Genomic DNA, 20,966 nt, shown 5'->3' on the forward strand with positions numbered 1-20,966 from the left:
ACATGAACAAATTTTTAAGAGCCTTATTTGTCCTGGTTATCATCGCCATGTCTGGAGCGATTGTCTTCCAGCTATTCTTTCCATCTTATATGGGAAGTCATTCGGGATATGGTGTTTCTGTCGGTTGGCAACGGGAGATTGGGATTTGGAATGTGGCAGTTCTTGTGATTCTCATTGCTGTCAATCTCAAATACGATTGGTTTTACCTTCGGATGGTTCTATTGGCTTTGATCCTAGGTGGGATTGGGATCGGTACTAATCATCTCTTTAGTTATTTTTATTATCATCTGCCTGTCAATGGGATCGGTGCGCTTGAAAATTATCTCTTGGTCCTTGGTTGGATTTTGGGGTGGAGATTGGAGGTTTGTCGGATACAGAAAAAGTCTTGTAATGTGGAGAGGAAAAGAAGTCATCACTAGGTTTATTTCTTCATTGTCTTCTTTGTTCAGTTTTTCCTTGACAAGCAAAAAGAAAACGTTTACAATATGGTGTATAAAGTTTCCTGAAGAGAAAACTAAAAATCATGAAAACAAGGAGACCATCCTATGGCTACTATGAAAGCAGCACGCTGGCATGCAGCAAAAGACGTTCGTATTGAAGAGGTGGAAGTACCTGAAGTACAACCACATCAAGTAAAGGTGGCAGTTAAGTTCACGGGGATTTGCGGGACAGACTTGCATGAATATTTGGACGGCCCAATCTTCATTCCAACAGAAGAACATGTTTATTCTGGTCAAAAAGCACCAGTTACTTTGGGACATGAATTCTCTGGTGAAATTGTAGAAGTCGGAAGTGATGTCACTCGTGTCAAAGTTGGGGATCGTGTAACCATCGAACCAATTCTTGCAGAGCACAACTTAATTGGTGATTATAACCTTGATCCAAACTTGAACTTCGTCGGCCTCGCTGCAGATGGTGGTTTTGCTAAATATTGTGTCCTTGATGGTGATCTTGTCCATGTGATTCCAGATAGCTTGAGCTATGAACAAGCCGCTCTTACAGAACCTGCTGCTGTAGCTGTGTATGCAGTTCGTCAATCTGCTTTGAAAACTGGTGATACAGCTGTTATCTTTGGTTTAGGCCCAATTGGTCTCTTGATCGTTGAAGCCCTCCGTGCAGCAGGAGCATCAAAAATCTATGCGGTTGAATTGTCTCCTGAACGCCAAGCTAAAGCAGAAGAATTGGGAGCGATCGTTGTTCGCCCAGAAGAAGGAGAAACAGTCGTAGAAGCCATCCATCGTTTGACAGGTGGTGGAGCAGATGTTTCTTATGAAGTCACTGGGGTTCCAGTTGTTTTAGGCCAAGCCCTTGCAGCTGTTCATAAAGCTGGGGAATGTATGGTTGTATCTATCTGGGAACGCGAAGCGAGCATCAATCCAAATGAATTCGCCATCCAAGAAAAATCCCTCAAAGGAATTATTGCCTACCGTCACATCTTCCCTAAAGTCTTGGAATTGATGGAACAAGGCTACTTCTCTGCTGAGAAATTGGTTACCAAGAAAATTAAATTGGAAAACATCGTTGAAGAAGGATTTGTTGAATTAACACAAGATAAATCCCAAATCAAGATCTTGGTTCAACCTGAATAAGCTAATAAACTTATATAAAATAAAGCAAGGCTGAAACGTGTAGTTTCGGCCTTTTGTGATACAATAAAAGTAAGGAACAGATTTGGGAGGGGACTATGTCAAAGACGATGAAGGGGACGCTCATGACCTTGATTGCTGGAATCGCTTGGGGCTTATCAGGAGCTTGTGGTCAATACCTGATGGCTCATGGATTTACAGCGATCGGTTTGACAACGATTCGTTTAATTATTTCGGGAGCAGTTCTATTGCTATTAGCCTTTCTAGCGGATAAGAAAAAAGTGAGAGCCTTTCTAACAGACCGCTCGTCTTATTTGCCCTTGCTCTTGTTTGCATTTTTGGGTTTGTTAATGACTCAATTGACCTATTTAGAAGCGATTCATGCGACAAATGCTGGTACGGCAACTGTTTTACAGTATCTTTGTCCAGTAGGTGTCTTGGCCTACTCGTGTATCAAAGACCGGGTAGCTCCTACGGTATCTGAAATCATTTCGATGGTCTTAGCCATTGCAGGGACCTTTCTTATTGCGACCCATGGTCAACTCAATCAATTGGCAATCACTCCTAAAGGGCTAGCTTGGGGGCTTGTTTCTGCCTTTGCCTATGCCCTCTACATCATTCTGCCTATTCAATTAATTCAAAAATGGGGTAGTATGTTGGTGATTGGTATCGGCATGCTCATTCCAGGACTTATGATGATTCCCTTCACAGGGAAAAGACTTTTTCATGGCCAATATAGCATGGATAATCTGATGGGCTTAATTGGCTTAGTTGTAATTGGGACCATATTTGCCTATACCGTCTTTTTGAAAGGAACTAGCTTAGTTGGACCGGTCAAAGGTAGCCTTCTTGCTTCGATTGAGCCCATTTCAGCTGTATTTTTTGCTTTTGCCATTATGAATGAACATTTCTTTGCCATTGATTTTATCGGGATGGCCATGATCCTTCTTGCAGTTCTCTTGATTTCCCTCAAGGATCTCATGATTCAAAAAGAAAAAGGAATCTTGTAAAACCAAAACCAATTTTTTTCAGTAAAAAGGTTGAGACGAAAGTCTTGGCCTTTTTGTGATTCTCGTCCTCTGAGGGAGAGTTATCACTATATAGCGTATACATAGTTAGAAAAAGATGTTAGAATAGGGAAAGAATTTTTTAAGGAGATGAGGATGAAAAAGATTTTAAAATGGATCTTATTTGCTGTGGCGACCTTGAGTCTAGTAGCTTGTGGAACTACTGCTCAAAAGACAAATTCGCAGCAAGCAAAGACAGAAAAAGCAGCGAAAAGTTCCGCATCTGACGGTCAAGTCGAGGTGAGTTTAAAAGGAGGGCAATACATCAAGCCACCTGTCCTCAATGACTCAGAAGACGGGACCTATTTAGCCCTTCAATTAGAATTTAAAAATGTTGCCAAAGAATCTATCAACGTGTCAGATTCAGATATCACCATTTACGATGAGGATAATAACAAGGTCAAATTGCAGTCAGGAATTTATGACCAAAGTGAAGCCTTCCAATTGCTCAAGAGTGATCAGTTGGCCCAGGATAAAAAATTAACTGGCTATATCGTTTTTCCAGTCGAAAAAGGTAAAAAATATGAAGTGCAGTATGAACGAAAAACCTATAGCTCTGATAAAAAATCCAAGCCTTTAAAAATTGCGGTGGATTCTTCTCAGTATGAGGATAAGGTGGAAGCTTCCACTCTTCTAGCAGATGAATACATCAATCAAGTTTACTTCAGTGGCCAACGAAAGGTCAAAAAGGATGATGCTTTTGTTTTGGGAACTGATTTGAAAAAGGAAGCCAGTGATTTCCGTGCGAAATTTGCGGCTGACTTTACTCGCAAATTACACGATTACCAATTCCCTGAAGAAGAAGTAACCCAGTTTATCGATGCTTATGAAAAGGAAAATGCTAAGCGCGCGAAATTAACCTATAAGGTCAAACAATACTTCCCAGACAAGGTAGTCATTAGCCTGAATTCTGAGACAGTCAGCATGGAAAAGACGATCTTAAACCACATGCAGACCTTCTATCAAGAACATCGTAAAGACTACCCAGGGATCATCGAGGCGAATCAGGCTCAAAACAAAGCCTATAGAGAGGAAATGATGGCTTCTCTTGCAGATCGTCCCTTGACGACGCCGGATCGATACGACTACCAGTTGACCTTTGTTAAGAAAGATGGCAAGTGGGAAGTAGAAAAAGCCTATAATAGTGATAGCTTTATGGAAAAATTCGAGGGAAATCTTTCTTAATGCGGAAGTTGGCACTTCTAGGACATAGATCTAGGAGTGTTTTTATCTATAGTTTAAAACTATATCAAAACCCAAGAAACAGGAATTAGACGGAAACACCTATTCGTGATAAAATAATTTTAAGTTTGAAAGGAGATGAAGGCTTGTGTCTTTTTCTTATGAAGAGTTAGCAGAGATTCGCTACTATATCCACCAACACCCGGAATTGTCTGGTCAAGAATACCAGACAACTGCCTTTCTAAAGGAGCGTTTAGAGGAGTTGGGGATTCATGTTTTAGAGAGTGGATTAAAAACTGGTCTGATTGCAGAAATTGGGTCCGGCCAACCAGTGGTGGCACTTCGAGCAGATATCGATGCCCTTCCAATTTTGGAACAAACAAATCTGCCCTACCAAAGTCAGAATCCAGGAGTCATGCATGCATGTGGCCATGATTTTCATCAAACCAGTCTTCTAGGAGCAGCAGCTCTTCTCAAGGAAAAAGAAGACCAGCTTGAAGGAACCGTACGCTTGATCTTTCAACCAGCAGAAGAAATCTCAGAAGGTGCTTCTGATGTTTTAGCAACAGGACTGTTGGAGGATGTTCAAGGAATTATTGGTTTTCACAATATTCCCCAGCTAAAAGCAGGGCAACTTGCCTTGAATGCTGGAGCTATGATGGCAGGGGTTGAGAAATTCAAGGTTACCGTGACAGGGGTCAGTAGCCATGCTGCGAGACCAGACTTGGGAGTTGACACTGTAACGGCTATCACAACCATGGTTCAGAACTTACAATTATTAATTTCACGGACCGTTTCTCCCTTTGAAACTGCTGTTTTGTCCATTACGCACCTAGATGTGGGTTCTACTTGGAATGTGCTCCCAAAATCAGGTTATTTTGAAGGAACCATTCGTTCCTTTAATCCAAGTGTGCAAAGGGAGTTGAAAGAACACTTTGTTTCTATCGTTCGTCACATAGCGAAAAGCCTTGAAGTGGATGTGGCTTTTGAGTGGGGTGTGACCCCGCCCGTTACCTTTAATGATGAGGAATTAACGAAAGTAGTTTGGGAAGCTTCACAAGATTTGGCTGAGGTGCTTCCAGCAAATCCATCTACAGCTGGAGAAGACTTCGCCTTTTACCAAGAGCGAATTCCTGGAGTCTTTGCCTTTATCGGTTCAAACGGAGAGCCAGACGCGCCAGACCTCCATCATGATCACATGACCATCGATGATGCAGCCTTTGAGGTGTCGGTTCCCTATTATGTTGAAAATGCGCAAGCTTTATTGCGATATTTTAAAGCCAAAGAAGTGTGATAAAGAAAAACTATCACCTCCATAAAAAATATATATTAGGCAAGTAAATACATTTTTGATAAAATAAAAAAATACTTTTAAAATGGTGTTTTATGTGCCTGAAACGAATAAGGAGATCCTATGAATCTAAAAAAAGTGATTAAGTATTCTGCTTTAGGATTAGTTGCAGTCCTTGCAACCAGTGCTTTAGTAGCATGTTCATCTGGCAAATCAGCCAGTGGTAAGAAAACCATTGAAGTTGGGACTGTTGGAACAACCAAACCATTCTCTTACGAAGAAAAAGACGGTAAGCTAACCGGTTATGAAATCGAAGTTTTGCGTGAAATTTTCAAAGGTTCAGACAAATATGAAGTAAACTTTAACAAGACAGAGTGGTCTTCAGTCTTTGCTGGCTTAGATAGTGACCGTTTCCAAATCGGTGCCAACAACATTAGCTACTCAAAAGAGCGGGAAGAAAAATACCTCTATCCAAATCCATATGCTCGCAATCCATTAGTATTGGTCGTACCAAAAGATTCTTCTATTAAATCTTTGGATGACTTGGGTGGTAAGAAAACAGAAGTTGTTCAAGGAACATCTACTGCTAAACAATTAGAAGATTACAATAAAAAACATTCAGATAATCCAACTAACTTGCAATACACAGATGGAACCATTCAAACCATCATGGCTAATCTAGCGGATGGTCGTACAGATTACAAGATTTTCGAACGGATCTCAGTGGATACCATCATTCGTGATCAAGGCTATGACAACCTGAAGGTTATCGAGCTTCCAAGCGACCAACAACCTTATGTGTATCCAATTATTGCAAAGGAAGATAAAGATCTTCAAAAATTTGTCAACAAACGCATCAAGGAACTCTATGACAATGGAACCCTTGAAAAACTGTCTAAAAAATACTTTGGTGGAACTTACCTACCAGAAGCAAAAGATATTAAAGAATAATATTTAATTAAAGGAGACTTCAAAATGAAATTGAAAAAAATTCTTGGTTTAACAGCTCTTGCAGCTATCGCAACATTTGCTCTTGCAGCATGTGGTTCTTCAAAATCATCTAGCAAAGATGGTGAAACAACTGTAAAAGTAGGTGTCATGACTTTGAGCGACACTGAAAAAGCTCGTTGGGATCAAGTTCAAAAGAACTTGGATGACGCTAAAACAGGGATCAAATTGGAATTCACTCAATTTACAGACTACTCACAACCAAACGTGGCTGTAAAAGATGGTAGCGTGGATATCAATGCTTTCCAACACTACAACTTCCTTGATAACTGGAACTCTAAAAACGACAAGGCCCTTGTTGCAGTAGCAGATACGTACATCGCTCCAATCCGTCTTTACTCTGGTACAGAAAACGGTAAAAACAAATACACTTCAATTAAAGAAATTCCTAAAGGTGGAACAATCGCTGTACCAAATGACCCAACAAATGAAAGCCGTGCTTTGTATGTCTTGCAATCAGCTGGTTTGATTAAATTGGATACCAAAGATGGTCAATTGGCAAACGTGTCAAATATCAAAGAAAATTCAAAAGATTTGAAGATCTCTGAATTGGATGCTTCACAAACGCCATCTGCTCTTCCATCAGTAGATGCTGCAGTCATCAACAATACCTTCGTTCGTGAAGCAGGCGTTGATTTCAAAAAAGCTATCTATGTTGAAAAGAAAGACAACAACTCAAAACAATGGTACAACTTGATCGCTGCTAAGAAAGATTGGGAAAAATCTGATAAAGCAAAAGCAATCAAAGAAATCATCAAAGCCTATCACAAAGACAATGTGAAGAAAGTGATCGAAGAATCTTCAGAAGGAATGGACCAACCAGTCTTCTAAGATTTGATCTCAAGTGTATGAAGGAGGTGGAGAAGCGATTCTCTACCTCTTATCGTGTATTAGGAGGAATGCATGCCTTTTGCAACAGAAGCGGAACAAATCCGTAAATTTGAAAATGATGAGGTCGCACAACACTATTTTGAAGTGTTACGAACCTTGATTTCAAAAAAATCCATCTTTGCCCAACAAGTTGGTCTCAAGGAAGTAGCCAACTATTTGGGGGAAATTTTTACAGCTGCAGGAGCCAAAGTCGAAGTTGATGATAGCTATACAGCACCTTTTGTGATTGCCAAATTTTTCTCGCCAAATCCTGAAGCCAAAACCATCATTTTTTATAACCACTATGATACGGTACCAGCTGATGGAGACCAACCTTGGACGGGAGACCCTTTTACCTTATCAGTTCATTATGGGACCATGTACGGTCGAGGGGTTGATGATGACAAGGGGCATATCACGGCTCGTCTCACAGCTCTTCGAAAATACATTCGTGAAAGTGGCGATTTGCCAGTCAATATCACCTTTATCATCGAAGGGGCAGAGGAGTCTGCATCGACTGACTTGGATAAATACTTGGCCAAACACAAGAAACACTTGCGTGGGGCAGACCTCTTAGTCTGGGAACAAGGTACCCGAAATAATCAGGGTCAGTTGGAAATTTCTGGTGGTAGCAAGGGGATCGTCACCTTTGATATGGTGGTGAAGAGTGCAGAAGTGGATATTCATTCCAGCTATGGCGGGGTGGTGGACTCTGCTTCCTGGTATTTGTTAAATGCCATCGCAAGCCTACGTGACAAAGAAGGCCGAATCTTGGTAGATGGGATTTACGATCAGATCCAAGAACCCAATGAACGCGAGCTAGCTTTGATCGAGCAATATGCCAACAAAGGACCAGAAGATGTTGCGGAAACCTATGGTCTAACCCTCCCAATCTTGAAGGAAGACCGAAAAGAATTCCTGCGCCGTTTCTATTTTGAACCAGCCCTGAATATTGAAGGTTTTGGCTCTGGTTACCAAGGCCAAGGTGTTAAAACGATTCTTCCAGCAGAGGCGCGTGCTAAGATGGAGGTGCGATTAGTTCCTGGACTGGATCCCAAGGATGTCTTAGAAAAGATCAAGCAGCAATTGAAGAAAAATGGCTATGATCAGGTCGAATTGGTCTATACTCTCGGTGAAATGAGTTACCGAAGTGATATGAGTGCCCCATCGATTTTAAATGTCATTCGGTTGGCCAAAGACTTCTATAGAGAAGGAGTCTCTGTTCTTCCAACAACTGCGGGGACAGGGCCCATGCATACGGTATTTGAGGCTTTGCAGGTGCCGATGGCAGCCTTTGGAATTGGCAATGCCAATAGCCGTGATCATGGGGGCGACGAAAATGTGAAAATCGCCGATTATTACACCCATATTGAATTGATAAAGGAGTTAATAGCAAGTTATGAGTAAAGCAATGATTCAGCTGGACCACATTGATGTGACCTTCCAGCAAAAGAAACGTCAGATCCAAGCTGTCAAAGATGTGACCATTCATATTAATGAAGGTGATATTTATGGGATTGTAGGGTATTCTGGAGCCGGGAAATCGACCTTGGTTCGGGTGATCAATCTCTTGCAAGTGCCTAGCGCTGGAACCATTACTGTGGATGGAGATGTGATTTATCAAGATCAGGTGACCCTAAAACCGGCTACCCTTCGGGAGAAACGTCGGGATATCGGAATGATTTTCCAACACTTCAACTTGATGGCTCAAATGACTGTCGCAGAAAATGTAGCATTTGCTCTTAAACATTCTAAATTGAACAAAGAACAAAAGAATGAGAAAGTGGCGAAATTGTTGGATTTGGTTGGTCTATCTGACCGTGCAGAAAATTACCCAGCACAATTGTCTGGTGGTCAAAAGCAACGGGTAGCGATTGCGCGTGCCCTTGCCAACGATCCAAAGATTTTGATCTCAGATGAGTCAACTTCAGCCTTGGATCCAAAGACGACCAAACAAATTCTAGCTTTGTTGCAAGAGTTAAACAAAAAACTTGGTTTAACCATTGTCTTGATCACCCATGAGATGCAAATTGTTAAAGATATTGCCAATCGGGTAGCTGTCATGCAAAATGGCGAACTGATTGAAGAAGGGTCTGTTTTAGATATCTTCTCAAATCCGAAAAATGCTTTGACGCAAGACTTTATCACGGTTGCAACAGGAATCGATGAAGCCATGGTGAAAATCAACCAACAAGCGATTGTTAAGAACTTACCAGATGATTCGGTTCTAGCGCATCTTAAGTATGCAGGTTCAGTGACAGATACAGCCATCATCAATGATATTTACAAGCAGTACCAAGTATCTGCCAACATTTTATTTGGGAACATCGAGATCCTTGATAACACGCCTGTTGGAGAATTGGTGGTCATCTTATCAGGTGAAAATCAAAATCTGGAAACGGCCAAAGCTGAGTTAGAAAATGCAGGAGTTTCCGTGACTATTGTGAAAGATGGGAGAAAAGCATGATCCAGTTAATTCAAACATATTTACCAAATGTCTATAAATTAGGGTGGTCTGGCCAGTATGGATGGGGAACCGCTATTTACTTGACTCTTTACATGACCGTTATTTCCTTCATTATTGGTGGATTTTTAGGTTTGGTGACAGGGCTTTTGTTGGTCTTGACCCGTCCAGGTGGTGTCATCGAAAATAGAATCGTTTTCCAAATTTTGGATAAGATTACTTCCTTGTTCCGCGCCATTCCTTTCATTATCTTGTTGGCCTTTATTAATCCATTGACCTACTTGCTCTTGAAAAATACCATCGGTCCTACAGCAGCCCTTGTTCCGCTGTCTTTGGCTGTCTTTCCATTCTTTGCCCGCCAAGTCCAAGTGGTCTTGTCCGAATTGGATGGAGGTGTGATTGAAGCAGCGCAAGCTAGTGGGGCAACCTTCTGGGATATTGTTGGTGTCTACCTTCGTGAAGGGCTTCCTGATTTGATCCGTGTGACAACAGTGACCATCATTTCCTTGATCGGAGAAACCGCCATGGCGGGTGCCGTTGGTGCTGGAGGATTAGGAACCTTGGCCATCAACTACGGGAAAAACATGTTTAACAATGATGTCATCTTTGTGGCGACCTTATTGATCCTGATTCTTATCGTTCTAGTCCAATTTATCGGGGACTTCCTTTCGAAGAAAATTAGCCACCGTTAGGATCAGTATCCAATGAATAGAATAAATGTGAATCATATGAAACAAGTCGGAGCCTTCGTCTTCCTCTATTTTGTTGCGATTGGACTGGGGGTCTTAGTTGGAAATCTGGTCGATCATCAAGGAAATATGTTTTATGCTCCTGCCTTTTCAGCCTTGTTTGGCGGGACGATCTACCGCTATTTTCTAGAAAAAATAAAAGGAGTTGGATCTATCTTTATAGTTGGCTGCGTGATCGGATCCTTCTTTCTCCTTTCACGTCATGGTGCAGGGGCCTTTATTCCAGCCTTGATCGCCGGAAGTTTTGCGGAGATGGTCGCTTCAAGTGGTCGTTTTCGCTCGAATTTACGAAATGCCTTGTCTTTTGTTATTTTTGCCTTTGCGACAACAGGGCCCATTCTGATGATGTGGTTCTATCCAGCCAGTTACCGCATGTCGTTACTGGATCGTGGTAAATCGATAGACTATGTCAATCGGGTGATGGTATCACCAGATCTAGCGACCATCACTTGGTTTGTCCTCACGGTCATATTGGGTGCAGGATTAGGATGGGGACTATCGAACATCCTTCTTCCATTATTGGCCAAAAAAGGAGATAAAGATGCACAATAATTTACTAGTTCTTCAGTCAGACTTTGGTTTGGTGGATGGAGCAGTATCAGCTATGATTGGGGTTGCTTTAGAAGAATCACCAACCCTTAAAATTCACCACTTAACTCATGATATTACCCCCTACAATATCTTTGAAGGGAGTTACCGTCTCTTTCAGACAGTAGATTACTGGCCAGAAGGGACAACCTTTGTTTCGGTGGTCGATCCTGGTGTCGGTTCCAAACGAAAGAGTGTCGTAGCTAAAACGGCAAAAAATCAATTCATTGTCACTCCGGATAATGGAACTCTCTCTTTTATCAAGAAACATGTAGGGATTGTTGCTATCCGTGAGATTTCAGAGGTGAAGAACCGTCGAGCCAATACAGAGTTTTCTTATACCTTCCATGGGCGTGATGTCTACGCCTATACAGGGGCTAAGTTGGCCAGTGGCCATATTAGTTTTGAAGAAGTCGGACCAGAACTCAGTGTCGAACATATTGTGGAAATCCCAGTAGTTGAGACGGTTTTTGAGGACGATCTTGTTAAAGGTGCAGTTGACATCCTAGATGTACGCTTTGGTTCTCTTTGGACTTCCATTACTCGGGAAGAGTTCAATCATTTGGCACCCGAATTTGGGGAACGTTTTGAAGTGACCATCTATAACAATGACATGCTGGTTTACCAAAACCAAGTAACCTACGGTAAGTCTTTCGCCGACGTGCGAATTGGACAGCCAATCCTTTATATCAATTCCCTTTACCGTGTTGGTCTTGCCATCAACCAGGGATCCTTTGCCAAGGCCTATAATGTAGGAGTTGGGGCTTCTTGGCATATCGAGATTAGAAAAATGGAAAATTAATAGGAGATATCATAATGAAAAAGAAATCATTATTTTCAATTAAAGATGTTGTAGCTATTGGGGTTGGAGCAGCCCTCTTTGTCGTGATTGCTATGTTGCAAATCCCTGCACCTGCACCGAATACGAGCATTCAGTTGCAATATGCCCTTCAAGCTCTCTTTAGTGTAGTCTTTGGCCCAATTGTCGGCTTCTTAATCGGCTTGATTGGTCATGCCATTAAGGACGCTATGTCAGGTGGTCTTTGGTGGACTTGGATCATTTCTAGTGGCTTGTTTGGTCTCTTTGTTGGTTTCTTCCGCAAACAAATCGGTGACCTCAAAGGAGAAGTGACCAAGAAAGAATTGATCGTCTTTAATGTCGTTCAAATCGTATCCAACCTTGTGATCTGGGGCTTGATTGCTCCGGTGGGGGATGTCTTGATCTATCACGATAATCCAAATAAAGTCTTCCTACAAGGTGTTGTAGCAGGTTCTATCAATGCTTTAGTTGTAGCTATTGCAGGTTCACTCCTCTTGATTGCCTATGCTCGTACCCAAACAAAAGACGGAAGTTTGTCTAAAGACTAATCATAAATAAGAAGATAAAGTCTGGGAAACCAGGCTTTTTTTTGTTTTGTAAAAAATATTTTTTACAAAATGTAAGATATATATTGCAAAGTAGAAAATATAGTGTATAATAAAGTTATAAAAACAAGAAAGGAAAAGCATGTGGCGAAAAATCTCAAATTAAAAATGGCCCGGGTCGAACATGATATGACTCAGGGGGATCTTGCAGATGCCATAGGGGTGACACGCCAGACCATTGGCCTGATCGAGGCAGGGAAATACAATCCGACCCTCAGTCTTTGCCTTGCCATTTGTAAGACCTTGGATAAGACGCTGGATCAACTGTTCTGGGAGTAACAGTTTTAATAATAGAAAGAGGAAACATATGAAACAAAAGAAAGAACCAATTGTAAAAGATGAACGGACTATGCTACTTGATGGAAAAATCGCAGGAGAACTTGTCCTTGGCATGACCTGCTTTATTGCCCTATCTGCCTTTGTGAAATCCAGTATCCTGGACTTAGACCTCGTCGCTTATCTCCCTGAGATGTTCCTTCTAATTGCCATGGGGGCTTATGCTCTGCTAAGAAGGATCAGTTCAGGGATTGATATCCGAGATGTGTTAGAAAAAGATAGCTGGTTGAGTCGCCTTGGGTCAGGTCTATTCTTTGCTGTGCTTGTGACAGCTATGGATGTGATTGGAAAGAGAGAAGCAATGAGCTTTATCTTGAGTCCCAAGTATCTGGTCAAAATTCTATTAGAAATTCTCGTCTTTGCCATCCTGACAGATCTTCTTGAAAAACCACTTGCTCTTATCAATCGGAAAAAACAAGAGAAGGTCGAGGCAGAATTAGAGGATGAAGAATAAGGAGAAAGAGATGAGATTACAATTGCTGAACAAACAAATCATAGATGAACGAGAAGAAGGCTTAGCTAATAAGGCTGGTGCGGAGACGGCTGGTTTTCTTTTCCTTTCCTTAACTGTTTTTAGTGTTGGATCCATTTTTACATCTAAGGTGGGGCTCAGTCCAATCATGGTGGTAGCCTTACTCATCGTCTCAGGATTGTATTATTCGGTGCGTTGTCAACGATTGGGTGTGAGATTTATCAGTTACAGCTATCTAAATGTGATGGGAATTGTAGCAGTAACCTCTATTCTCTCCTTGTTCATCTGGGCTCAAAATTTTCAATTAAACCAGGCTGTCTATCAGGCAAATCCCTTTCATTCAAAATTCTTACTAGTACTTCCTATTACCTTTTTACTGAATCTTCCAATTGTATGGGGAGTGAATACCCTTGTGATGCTTCTTGCAAAAGTTGAGAAAAGACGCTATGAAGCCTATCTGGATCAGTTGGAAAAAGAAGAGTAGGAAGGAGGAGCTTTGGTTTCGTCGTATAAAAGTCTGGAATCCCAGGCTTTTATTTTTCAGTCAAATAAATTGCATTCGTTTTCTTGGGAGAGTATACTGGTATAGTTGAATTAAAAATTCTGATAATTTAATCTTAGAAAAGAGAATGACATGGCAAAACCTATTCGTGTATTACTTTACTATAAATATGTTCCCATCGAAAACGCAGAACAATTTGCGGCTGATCACTTGGCCTTCTGTAAATCAATCGGCCTTAAAGGGCGTATCCTAGTCGCTGACGAAGGAATCAATGGAACTGTTTCTGGTGACTACGAAACAACGCAAAAATACATGGACTACGTTCACAGCCTTCCAGGGATGGAGGACCTTTGGTTCAAGATCGATGAGGAAGAAGAGCAAGCTTTCAAGAAGATGTTTGTACGTTATAAGAAAGAGATTGTCCACCTTGGTTTAGAAGATGATAATTTCGATAATGACATCAATCCTCTTGAAACAACAGGTGCTTACTTGTCACCAAAAGAGTTTAAAGATGCTCTTCTCGACGAAAATACCGTTGTCCTTGATACTCGTAACGACTACGAGTACGATCTTGGTCACTTCCGTGGAGCTATTCGTCCAGACATCCGCAACTTCCGTGAATTGCCACAATGGGTCCGTGATAACAAGGAAAAATTCATGGACAAACGCGTTGTCGTCTACTGTACTGGAGGAGTCCGCTGTGAGAAATTCTCAGGCTGGATGGTGCGTGAAGGCTACAAAGATGTCGGTCAATTGCACGGCGGAATTGCAACCTACGGGAAAGACCCAGAAGTTCAAGGAGAACTATGGGATGGGAAAATGTACGTCTTTGACGAGCGGATTGCAGTCGATGTCAACCATGTCGATCCAATCGTTGTCGGAAAAGACTGGTTTGATGGAACACCATGCGAACGCTATGTCAACTGTGGAAATCCTTTCTGTAACCGTCGGATCTTGACCTCAGAAGAAAACGAAGACAAGTATCTTCGCGGATGTTCGCATGAGTGCCGGGTTCACCCTCGCAATCGTTATGTCCAAGAACACAACTTGTCACAAGCAGAAGTTCGTGAGCGTTTAGCGGTCATCGGTGAGACGCTTGATGGAGCACCTGCATAATGGAAACAAACAGTCTGAAAGCTCAGGCTGTTTTTATATGGAAATTGATTGAAAATTGTGCTATACTTTAGGTAAGCGATTTCACAAAGGAGAAAACAAATTAGTATCGTGTTTTCAATCAAAAATAAAAAGAGCTTATTTGGCTATCAGAAAGTACTCGCAGCACAGGAAGTTCTTAAATTGGTAGAAGGGTTGACAACCTATAACTATGATCCTGCCACCCTTCATCGTCCCTTAAATGATTTTGAAGGTTTGAACTGTATCGTATTTGGCAAGAGCGGTCTTCCTCTGCAGTTACGCTATTTTGATGAGGAAGAGTCTTATCAGATTCAGGTGCCCTCTTTTGCGATAGAAGAAGATTGGCAGTTGGCCCTTCGATGGCTCAGTCGCCTCGCAGAAGTATTAGGAACGGAGATTGTGGCCAGCGATGGCGTGAGCTATACTCCAGATTCTATTTTCCATTTTGATTATGAAGTCGTTATCCTAGAAACGCTGGGTAATGTGACGAAAGAAAAAGATCTAAAAGAGTTTGAAGTACAAGGCTTCGCTCATCCAGTCTATTTGGATCGGGATACAGTGCAGGAAGTCTTGAACCATGTCCATCCACTAGAAGCCTACTCTGCCTTTATCAAGAAGATTCAATATAGTGCAGCTTATTTCAGTCAAGTCCGTTTTTATCAACAGGAGGAGACAGGAGCCTTCTTAGCCAGCTATAGCTTGACAGAAGATACGGATACGGTCTTGCCAAGCGTGCCACATGTTCCTGCAGAATATGTAGAAATTGTGGGCTTAGCGGGTATCATTGATTGGCAAGTTCTATTGGTTGCGATCGATGGAGATCCGGATAAGCCAGAAAATTACCATCCAATTGGTTCTCTTGCACTGAAGAATCTATTGGCAACGCTAGAGTCAGATGAATACCAGCTGCTAGATGCTAGTCAAATTGAAATCAAAAAATTGTCCAAAGAGCGGTTGCTAGAATTAGCGCAATTGGAAAACAAGTAAAAAATATCGCAGTGAACTGTCCCTTCGACGTTTGATCCTAAAAATCTAACGTCTGGGAGCAGTTCTTTTTTATACTCCTTCCTTTGATCAAAAACCAATGACTAGGCTAATTATGGTATAATAGGGGCCTAGAAGTAGAATGAAAGAGGTGCACGAAATGCTGTTAGAAGAATTTGATGCCAATCGACAGGCGATTATCAATCCACAAGACTTACACCAACCAATTGAAGGATTTCCCAAAGTAGTCATCTCTTGCTTTTCAAGAGTAACTTTTGCTCGCCTCCTTGAGAATTATGACCATGAGGTCATTGCAAGAACCTCCATGGCTAATTTTGAAGTCTTGGTCTATGGGATCACTATTGGTGACCAACAGATTGGTGTCTTTAATGCACCAGTTGGGGCTGCTTCCTGTGTGGGAATTATAGAGGACCTGATTCAATTTGGGATGGAAAAACTCGTTCTTTTTGGGACCTGTGGGGTTTTAGACCGTGATATCGAAGCGACTTCCATCATCATTCCAACAGCTGCTCTTCGCGACGAGGGGACCAGTTACCACTATCTTCCGGCTAGTGATGAAGTGGAAGTAAATAAGAAAACCCTCCCTCTCTTCCAAGCCTTTCTGGACAGTCACAAGGTTTCTTATCAGTCGGGAAAAGTGTGGACGACAGATGCACCCTACCGAGAAACCATCGACAAGATGAAGCGACGAAAGGAAGCAGGAGCCATCTGTGTGGATATGGAATGTTCGGCAGTGGCAGCTTTAGCAGCTTATAGGGGCTTTGAGCTCTGCCATTTCTTCTATGCAGCTGACCACCTCTCGGAAGAAAAATGGGATATTCGAACCTTATCTAGTCATGAGGATTTAGATAGCAAGGATCGCATCGCGGAGTTAGCCATCCAATTTGCGCTCTTTTGGGAAAAGGCAAACTAAATGAAAGAAGCAATGATTGAACTGAAGGATTTTTCCTTCCAATACAAGGCACAGTCTGAACCAACCTTGAAAAATCTCAACTTAACCATTTATAAGGGGGAAAAGGTTCTGATTGTTGGGCCATCTGGTTCTGGGAAGTCAACCATTGGCCAGTGCTTAAATGGGATTATCCCCAATATCTATAAGGGAACCAGTAGTGGACAATTCCTCATTCAGGGGAAAGAAGCCTTTAATCTCAGTATTTATGAGAAATCTCATTTGGTCAGTACGGTTTTGCAAGATACAGATGGCCAGTTTATCGGTTTGAGTGTCGCAGAAGACTTGGCTTTTGCCCTTGAAAATGACATGGTTGAGCTGGGAACGATGAAAGAGCGTGTGCAGAGTTGGGCAGAACGCTTGGATTTGATGAAGCTCTTGGATCATCGGCCACAAGATTTGTCCGGTGGTCAAAAACAGCGGGTGAGCTTAGCAGGTGTTCTGATTGACGAAAGTCCGATCCTCCTTTTTGATGAACCACTGGCTAATCTAGATCCCAAGTCGGGTCAGGATATTATTGATCTGATTGATCAGATTCATGAAGAACAGGGGACGACCACCATTATTATTGAACACCGTTTAGAGGATGTACTCTACCGTCCTGTCGATCGGGTTATCTTGATCAATCAAGGACAAGTTCTCTTTAATGGTCGACCAGATGAGTTGTTGAGAACGACACTTCTGGCTGAAAATGGGATTCGAGAACCCCTCTATTTAACAACTCTTCGCCAGCTTGGTCAGGATATCAATCAATTGGAGCATCTGGATCGTTTGGACGATATCCAACTGGATGATGTAAATTGTGTGATTCCAGAAGCGACCTATACTAAAACTGGTGAAGCAAAAGAACTATTGAAGTTGGAGCAGATTTCCTTTGCTTATCAAGAAAATCATCCGATCTTAAAAAATATATCCCTCACGATTCCGAAAGGGCAGCGCTTAGCGATTGTCGGGAAGAATGGGGCAGGGAAATCAACTCTTGCGAAAGCCATCTGTGGATTCATTACCACAGAAGGGCAATACACCTCTAGAGGCGAAGATATCAAGCAGGAGAGTGTCAAGGAACGGGCTGAGCGAGTAGGCTATGTCCTACAAAACCCCAATCAAATGATTTCGACCAATATGATTTTTGACGAAGTCGCTCTAGGTTTGCGCTTGCGGGGGATATCGGAAGAAGATATTAAGAAGCGTGTCTATCAAGCACTGAAAACTTGTGGTCTCTATGAGTTTCGTAAATGGCCGATTTCTGCCCTCTCATATGGGCAAAAGAAACGGGTGACCATCGCCTCTATACTAGTTTTAGGACCAGAAATTTTGGTCTTGGACGAGCCGACAGCAGGTCAGGACCAGCGCAATTACACTGACATCATGGAATTTCTAGATAGCTTGCAAGAAAAAGGCCATACCATTGTCATGATTACCCATGATATGCAACTGATGTTGGATTATTCTGATCGTGCACTTGTGGTATCAGACGGACAAATTCTAGCTGATCTCTCACCTGCAGAGCTGTTCACTCATCCGGATATTTTACAAGAGGCTAATCTCAAAGAGACTTCGATTTTTGCCTTAGCCAATCGATTAGGAATGGATCCCTTGGCGCTAACGCAGTTTTATATGCAACAGAAAGGAGTAGGTCATGAAGCATCGATTAGTCGGCTACCATGAGGGGACGAGTTTTCTTCATCGCCTTTCAGGTGCGAGTAAGTTACTCTTTCTTCTTTTTGTATCTCTTGCGGCCATGTTGAGTTATGATACCCGGCTCCTTCTAGGAATTGGTGTGGGCGCCTTGCTGTTATTCTCTACAGCTCGTATTCGATTTCGGGATATTTCATTTGTACTTGCATTTGCTCTTGTTTTTGCACTGTTAAATGTTGTCATGGTCTATCTCTTTGCCCCTCAGTATGGTGTAGAGATCTACGGGGCAAAGACGGTACTGATGAAGGGTTGGGGTTCCTATAGTATCACCTCGCAGGAACTCTTTTATCTTTTTAATCTTGCTCTTAAGTATGTCTGTACCATACCTCTAGCCTTGATTTTTTTGATGACGACCCATCCTAGTCAGTTTGCTTCAAGCCTCAACCAAATTGGCGTATCATACAAGATTGCCTATTCTGTCAGCTTGACTCTGCGTTACATTCCTGACGTACAAGAAGAATATCAAACGATTAAATTGTCTCAGGAAGCCAGAGGGGTGGAATTGTCCAAAAAGGCCAAGCTGATCCAACGGATCAAAGGCAATTTACAAATCATCTCTCCCTTAATCTTTAGCTCCCTTGAACGGATTGACAGCATTTCTACGGCCATGGAATTACGTCGCTTTGGTAAAAATAAAAAGCGGACCTGGTATTCTCATCAAGCTATGGAAATGAAAGATTATGGGATGATTCTATCAGCCTTGGCTGTTCTGGTTTTGAGTATTGTCCTGATCTTTCTCAATCAGGGACGTTTTTACAATCCATGGAGGTAATGACATGTCAGAAACGATTTTAGTAACAGGAGCTTCAGCTGGTTTTGGTCAAGCGATTTGCCGTCGCTTAGTAGCAGATGGATACCGTGTGATCGGATCAGCTAGACGCATTGAAAAATTACAGGCTCTCCAAGAAGAGCTGGGAGAAGCCTTTTATCCCCTGCAAATGGATGTGACGGATCTTTCTCAGGTAGATCATGCACTTGCCAGTTTGCCAAAAGCTTGGGAGAGAGTGGATGTTTTGGTTAATAATGCTGGCTTGGCTCTAGGCCTCGCCCCAGCTTATGAAGCAGAGGTCGCAGACTGGCTGACCATGATTCAGACCAATATTGTCGGCTTGACCTATCTGACAAGGAAAATCTTGCCTCAGATGGTGGAACGAAATGATGGCTATATTATCAATTTGGGCTCTACAGCAGGAACTGTGCCTTATCCAGGGGCCAATGTTTACGGGGCATCCAAGGCTTTTGTCAAGCAATTCTCCCTCAATCTTCGGGCGGATCTAGCTGGCAAGAAGATTCGTGTCAGCAATATTGAACCCGGTCTTTGCGAAGGAACGGAGTTCTCTTCTGTTCGCTTTAAAGGAGACGAAAAACGGATAGAAGCCCTCTATCGAGATGCCCATGCCATTCAGCCTGAAGACATTGCCGACACCGTAGCTTGGTTGATCCAACAGCCCAAGCATGTCAATGTCAATCGGATTGAAATCATGCCGGTTTCCCAAACCTTTGGCCCTCAACCCGTTTATCGTGATTAAAAAGAGAAGCAACCACTCCACAAGGGGTTGGTTGTTTTTTATGTTTCCTCTGGTATAATAGAAGGCAAAGTAAGGAGAAAAAGATGACAGCTGCGTTAATTATTGGTTCTACAGTTTGTGATGTGATGATTTACTTGGATCGTTTGCCAAGTCGTGAAGGAGATGCCCATATTGATCACCAGCAATGGTCTGTGGGAGGTTGTGCCTTTAATGTCGTTAATATCCTTCATTTTTTATCGCAACCCTACCAGTTTGTCTCGCCAGTCGGTTCTGGAATATATGGTGATTTTATTCGGAGAGAGCTAAAACAATTAGGGATTTCCTCTAGCATCTCATTAGAAGGGGCCAATGGTTGCTGTTACTGCTTTGTAGAGTCTGATGGTGAGCGGACCTTCTTATCGGACCACGGAGTGGAGTATAGCTTCCAAGCAGAGTGGCTAAAAGAGATTGAGACAGATCGGTTTGATTACATCTACTTATGTGGCCTTGAAGTCGAGGAGCCAACCGGTCTTGCATTGGTCCAGTCCGTTTCGCAACTAGAAGGTCAGGTGATTTTTGCACCAGGTCCACGCGGACTCTTGATTCCAAAGGATCGACTGGAAGCAATTTATGATCTGCATCCAATTCTCCATGTTAATGAGGCTGAAGCACTGGCTTTTTCAGGGTGTAGAGAGATCCAGCCAGCCATCGAACACTTGTATCAGAGAACGGGGCAATTGGTCATTGTCACCTTGGGTGAAAAAGGAGCGGTTGCCTATGATGGCAACTGGTATGAGGCAGACGGTTTTCCAACAGAAGTTGTCGATACAGTAGGCGCTGGAGATAGCCATGTGGGCGCCTTCATATCCGCCCGTTTAGAAGGCTTAGATATGACGCAAGCCTTAAGGTTTGCCAACAAAGTCTCTAGTCAGATTGTTGCAAGTAAGGGCGTTCATCTGACAAAAGAGCAGCAAGAAGCCCTACGAACAGAATTGAAACAAAAATAAAAAAGAGAGTGGGACAGAAATCGGTAATTCGTTAGAATTCGATTTCGTCGTCCCACCTCCGCACAGTTGAGTAGGGCTGTAAAAGCTGATGAAATCAGCGTAGTAGAGCCCACTCAACCACTGCG

The 20,966-nt window shown here is 42.4% G+C and carries 23 protein-coding genes; all 23 read left to right on the top strand.

The features are described from left to right. The first annotated feature begins 2 nt into the window (after positions 1–2). The 23 genes from PCY07_RS08950 to PCY07_RS09060 all read left to right on the top strand — a co-directional run bounded on the left by PCY07_RS08950 (position 3) and on the right by PCY07_RS09060 (position 20,841). Positions 3–419, top strand: a complete 417-nt coding sequence (locus PCY07_RS08950; protein ID WP_156671835.1) for a hypothetical protein — start codon at positions 3–5, stop codon at positions 417–419. Positions 420–545: 126 nt separating this feature from the next. Continuing rightward, positions 546–1,589, top strand: a complete 1,044-nt coding sequence (locus PCY07_RS08955) for a 2,3-butanediol dehydrogenase (protein ID WP_049487948.1) — start codon at positions 546–548, stop codon at positions 1,587–1,589. 95 nt (positions 1,590–1,684) lie between these two features. After that, positions 1,685–2,596, top strand: coding sequence for a DMT family transporter (locus PCY07_RS08960; protein ID WP_301356426.1), 912 nt, complete (start codon positions 1,685–1,687; stop codon positions 2,594–2,596). A gap of 153 nt (positions 2,597–2,749) precedes the next feature. Beyond that, the gene (locus tag PCY07_RS08965) at positions 2,750–3,838 is read left to right on the top strand and encodes a DUF4352 domain-containing protein (RefSeq protein WP_301356428.1); all 1,089 of its coding nucleotides are present in this window, start codon (positions 2,750–2,752) and stop codon (positions 3,836–3,838) included. A gap of 145 nt (positions 3,839–3,983) precedes the next feature. After that, a complete protein-coding gene (locus PCY07_RS08970; RefSeq protein ID WP_101770670.1) occupies positions 3,984–5,129 on the top strand; it encodes an amidohydrolase in 1,146 nt (381 codons plus the stop codon). Positions 5,130–5,249: 120 nt separating this feature from the next. After that, positions 5,250–6,077 carry an amino acid ABC transporter substrate-binding protein gene (locus PCY07_RS08975; protein WP_101770671.1) on the top strand — a complete coding sequence of 276 codons (828 nt, stop codon included), beginning with the start codon at positions 5,250–5,252 and terminating at the stop codon, positions 6,075–6,077. A gap of 24 nt (positions 6,078–6,101) precedes the next feature. Beyond that, positions 6,102–6,965 carry a MetQ/NlpA family ABC transporter substrate-binding protein gene (locus tag PCY07_RS08980; RefSeq protein ID WP_049515872.1) on the top strand — a complete coding sequence of 288 codons (864 nt, stop codon included), beginning with the start codon at positions 6,102–6,104 and terminating at the stop codon, positions 6,963–6,965. Positions 6,966–7,037: 72 nt separating this feature from the next. Then, a complete protein-coding gene (locus PCY07_RS08985; protein ID WP_003013394.1) occupies positions 7,038–8,411 on the top strand; it encodes a M20/M25/M40 family metallo-hydrolase in 1,374 nt (457 codons plus the stop codon). After that, positions 8,404–9,471 (top strand): methionine ABC transporter ATP-binding protein, encoded by a 1,068-nt coding sequence (locus tag PCY07_RS08990; protein WP_101770672.1) that lies wholly within the window; start codon positions 8,404–8,406, stop codon positions 9,469–9,471. The genes PCY07_RS08985 and PCY07_RS08990 overlap by 8 nt, the downstream gene beginning before the upstream one ends. Next, positions 9,468–10,160 carry a methionine ABC transporter permease gene (locus PCY07_RS08995; RefSeq protein WP_003008487.1) on the top strand — a complete coding sequence of 231 codons (693 nt, stop codon included), beginning with the start codon at positions 9,468–9,470 and terminating at the stop codon, positions 10,158–10,160. Before PCY07_RS08990 ends, PCY07_RS08995 begins: the two co-directional genes overlap by 4 nt. 12 nt (positions 10,161–10,172) lie before the next feature. Further along, a complete protein-coding gene (locus PCY07_RS09000; protein ID WP_013904060.1) occupies positions 10,173–10,769 on the top strand; it encodes an MptD family putative ECF transporter S component in 597 nt (198 codons plus the stop codon). Then, positions 10,759–11,607 carry an S-adenosyl-l-methionine hydroxide adenosyltransferase family protein gene (locus PCY07_RS09005; RefSeq protein WP_014713778.1) on the top strand — a complete coding sequence of 283 codons (849 nt, stop codon included), beginning with the start codon at positions 10,759–10,761 and terminating at the stop codon, positions 11,605–11,607. The genes PCY07_RS09000 and PCY07_RS09005 overlap by 11 nt, the downstream gene beginning before the upstream one ends. A gap of 14 nt (positions 11,608–11,621) precedes the next feature. Next, complete coding sequence (locus PCY07_RS09010; protein WP_301356434.1) at positions 11,622–12,173, top strand: ECF-type riboflavin transporter substrate-binding protein; 552 nt, start codon at positions 11,622–11,624, stop codon at positions 12,171–12,173. Between the two features lie 141 nt (positions 12,174–12,314). Next, entirely contained in the window at positions 12,315–12,509 is a 195-nt protein-coding gene (locus PCY07_RS09015; protein ID WP_003005328.1) for a helix-turn-helix transcriptional regulator, read from the top strand. Between the two features lie 28 nt (positions 12,510–12,537). Continuing rightward, positions 12,538–13,020, top strand: coding sequence for a DUF6773 family protein (locus PCY07_RS09020; protein WP_301356437.1), 483 nt, complete (start codon positions 12,538–12,540; stop codon positions 13,018–13,020). A 10-nt stretch (positions 13,021–13,030) separates the two neighbouring features. Further along, the gene (locus PCY07_RS09025) at positions 13,031–13,522 is read left to right on the top strand and encodes a DUF6773 family protein (RefSeq protein ID WP_301356439.1); all 492 of its coding nucleotides are present in this window, start codon (positions 13,031–13,033) and stop codon (positions 13,520–13,522) included. Positions 13,523–13,672: 150 nt separating this feature from the next. Then, on the top strand, positions 13,673–14,656 hold the full coding sequence (locus PCY07_RS09030; RefSeq protein WP_301356440.1) for a rhodanese-related sulfurtransferase: 984 nt from the start codon (positions 13,673–13,675) through the stop codon (positions 14,654–14,656). A 99-nt stretch (positions 14,657–14,755) separates the two neighbouring features. After that, entirely contained in the window at positions 14,756–15,661 is a 906-nt protein-coding gene (locus PCY07_RS09035) for a DUF4299 family protein (protein WP_367316951.1), read from the top strand. A gap of 157 nt (positions 15,662–15,818) precedes the next feature. Further along, the gene (locus tag PCY07_RS09040) at positions 15,819–16,592 is read left to right on the top strand and encodes a nucleoside phosphorylase (RefSeq protein ID WP_101770676.1); all 774 of its coding nucleotides are present in this window, start codon (positions 15,819–15,821) and stop codon (positions 16,590–16,592) included. Continuing rightward, on the top strand, positions 16,593–18,296 hold the full coding sequence (locus PCY07_RS09045; RefSeq protein ID WP_301356444.1) for an ABC transporter ATP-binding protein: 1,704 nt from the start codon (positions 16,593–16,595) through the stop codon (positions 18,294–18,296). It abuts the gene before it with no gap. Further along, entirely contained in the window at positions 18,268–19,098 is an 831-nt protein-coding gene (locus PCY07_RS09050; protein WP_023918937.1) for an energy-coupling factor transporter transmembrane protein EcfT, read from the top strand. Before PCY07_RS09045 ends, PCY07_RS09050 begins: the two co-directional genes overlap by 29 nt. A gap of 4 nt (positions 19,099–19,102) precedes the next feature. After that, entirely contained in the window at positions 19,103–19,855 is a 753-nt protein-coding gene (locus PCY07_RS09055; RefSeq protein WP_301356446.1) for an SDR family oxidoreductase, read from the top strand. Positions 19,856–19,938: 83 nt separating this feature from the next. After that, positions 19,939–20,841 (top strand): carbohydrate kinase family protein, encoded by a 903-nt coding sequence (locus tag PCY07_RS09060; RefSeq protein WP_301356448.1) that lies wholly within the window; start codon positions 19,939–19,941, stop codon positions 20,839–20,841. Positions 20,842–20,966 lie beyond the last annotated feature (125 nt).

The organism is Streptococcus sp. SP1 (assembly GCF_030440005.1).
Taxonomy (GTDB): domain Bacteria; phylum Bacillota; class Bacilli; order Lactobacillales; family Streptococcaceae; genus Streptococcus; species Streptococcus parasanguinis.

Coding starts and splice junctions, on each gene's coding strand:
- PCY07_RS09040 (WP_101770676.1), top strand. CDS start 15,819: ATGCTGTTAGAAGAATTTGATGCCAATCGACAGGCGATTATCAATCCA.
- PCY07_RS08990 (WP_101770672.1), top strand. CDS start 8,404: ATGAGTAAAGCAATGATTCAGCTGGACCACATTGATGTGACCTTCCAG.
- PCY07_RS09000 (WP_013904060.1), top strand. CDS start 10,173: ATGAATAGAATAAATGTGAATCATATGAAACAAGTCGGAGCCTTCGTC.
- PCY07_RS09060 (WP_301356448.1), top strand. CDS start 19,939: ATGACAGCTGCGTTAATTATTGGTTCTACAGTTTGTGATGTGATGATT.
- PCY07_RS08980 (WP_049515872.1), top strand. CDS start 6,102: ATGAAATTGAAAAAAATTCTTGGTTTAACAGCTCTTGCAGCTATCGCA.
- PCY07_RS09055 (WP_301356446.1), top strand. CDS start 19,103: ATGTCAGAAACGATTTTAGTAACAGGAGCTTCAGCTGGTTTTGGTCAA.
- PCY07_RS08975 (WP_101770671.1), top strand. CDS start 5,250: ATGAATCTAAAAAAAGTGATTAAGTATTCTGCTTTAGGATTAGTTGCA.
- PCY07_RS08960 (WP_301356426.1), top strand. CDS start 1,685: ATGTCAAAGACGATGAAGGGGACGCTCATGACCTTGATTGCTGGAATC.
- PCY07_RS09025 (WP_301356439.1), top strand. CDS start 13,031: ATGAGATTACAATTGCTGAACAAACAAATCATAGATGAACGAGAAGAA.
- PCY07_RS08950 (WP_156671835.1), top strand. CDS start 3: ATGAACAAATTTTTAAGAGCCTTATTTGTCCTGGTTATCATCGCCATG.
- PCY07_RS09050 (WP_023918937.1), top strand. CDS start 18,268: ATGAAGCATCGATTAGTCGGCTACCATGAGGGGACGAGTTTTCTTCAT.
- PCY07_RS08995 (WP_003008487.1), top strand. CDS start 9,468: ATGATCCAGTTAATTCAAACATATTTACCAAATGTCTATAAATTAGGG.
- PCY07_RS08965 (WP_301356428.1), top strand. CDS start 2,750: ATGAAAAAGATTTTAAAATGGATCTTATTTGCTGTGGCGACCTTGAGT.
- PCY07_RS09045 (WP_301356444.1), top strand. CDS start 16,593: ATGAAAGAAGCAATGATTGAACTGAAGGATTTTTCCTTCCAATACAAG.
- PCY07_RS09010 (WP_301356434.1), top strand. CDS start 11,622: ATGAAAAAGAAATCATTATTTTCAATTAAAGATGTTGTAGCTATTGGG.
- PCY07_RS09030 (WP_301356440.1), top strand. CDS start 13,673: ATGGCAAAACCTATTCGTGTATTACTTTACTATAAATATGTTCCCATC.
- PCY07_RS08985 (WP_003013394.1), top strand. CDS start 7,038: ATGCCTTTTGCAACAGAAGCGGAACAAATCCGTAAATTTGAAAATGAT.
- PCY07_RS09005 (WP_014713778.1), top strand. CDS start 10,759: ATGCACAATAATTTACTAGTTCTTCAGTCAGACTTTGGTTTGGTGGAT.
- PCY07_RS08955 (WP_049487948.1), top strand. CDS start 546: ATGGCTACTATGAAAGCAGCACGCTGGCATGCAGCAAAAGACGTTCGT.
- PCY07_RS09020 (WP_301356437.1), top strand. CDS start 12,538: ATGAAACAAAAGAAAGAACCAATTGTAAAAGATGAACGGACTATGCTA.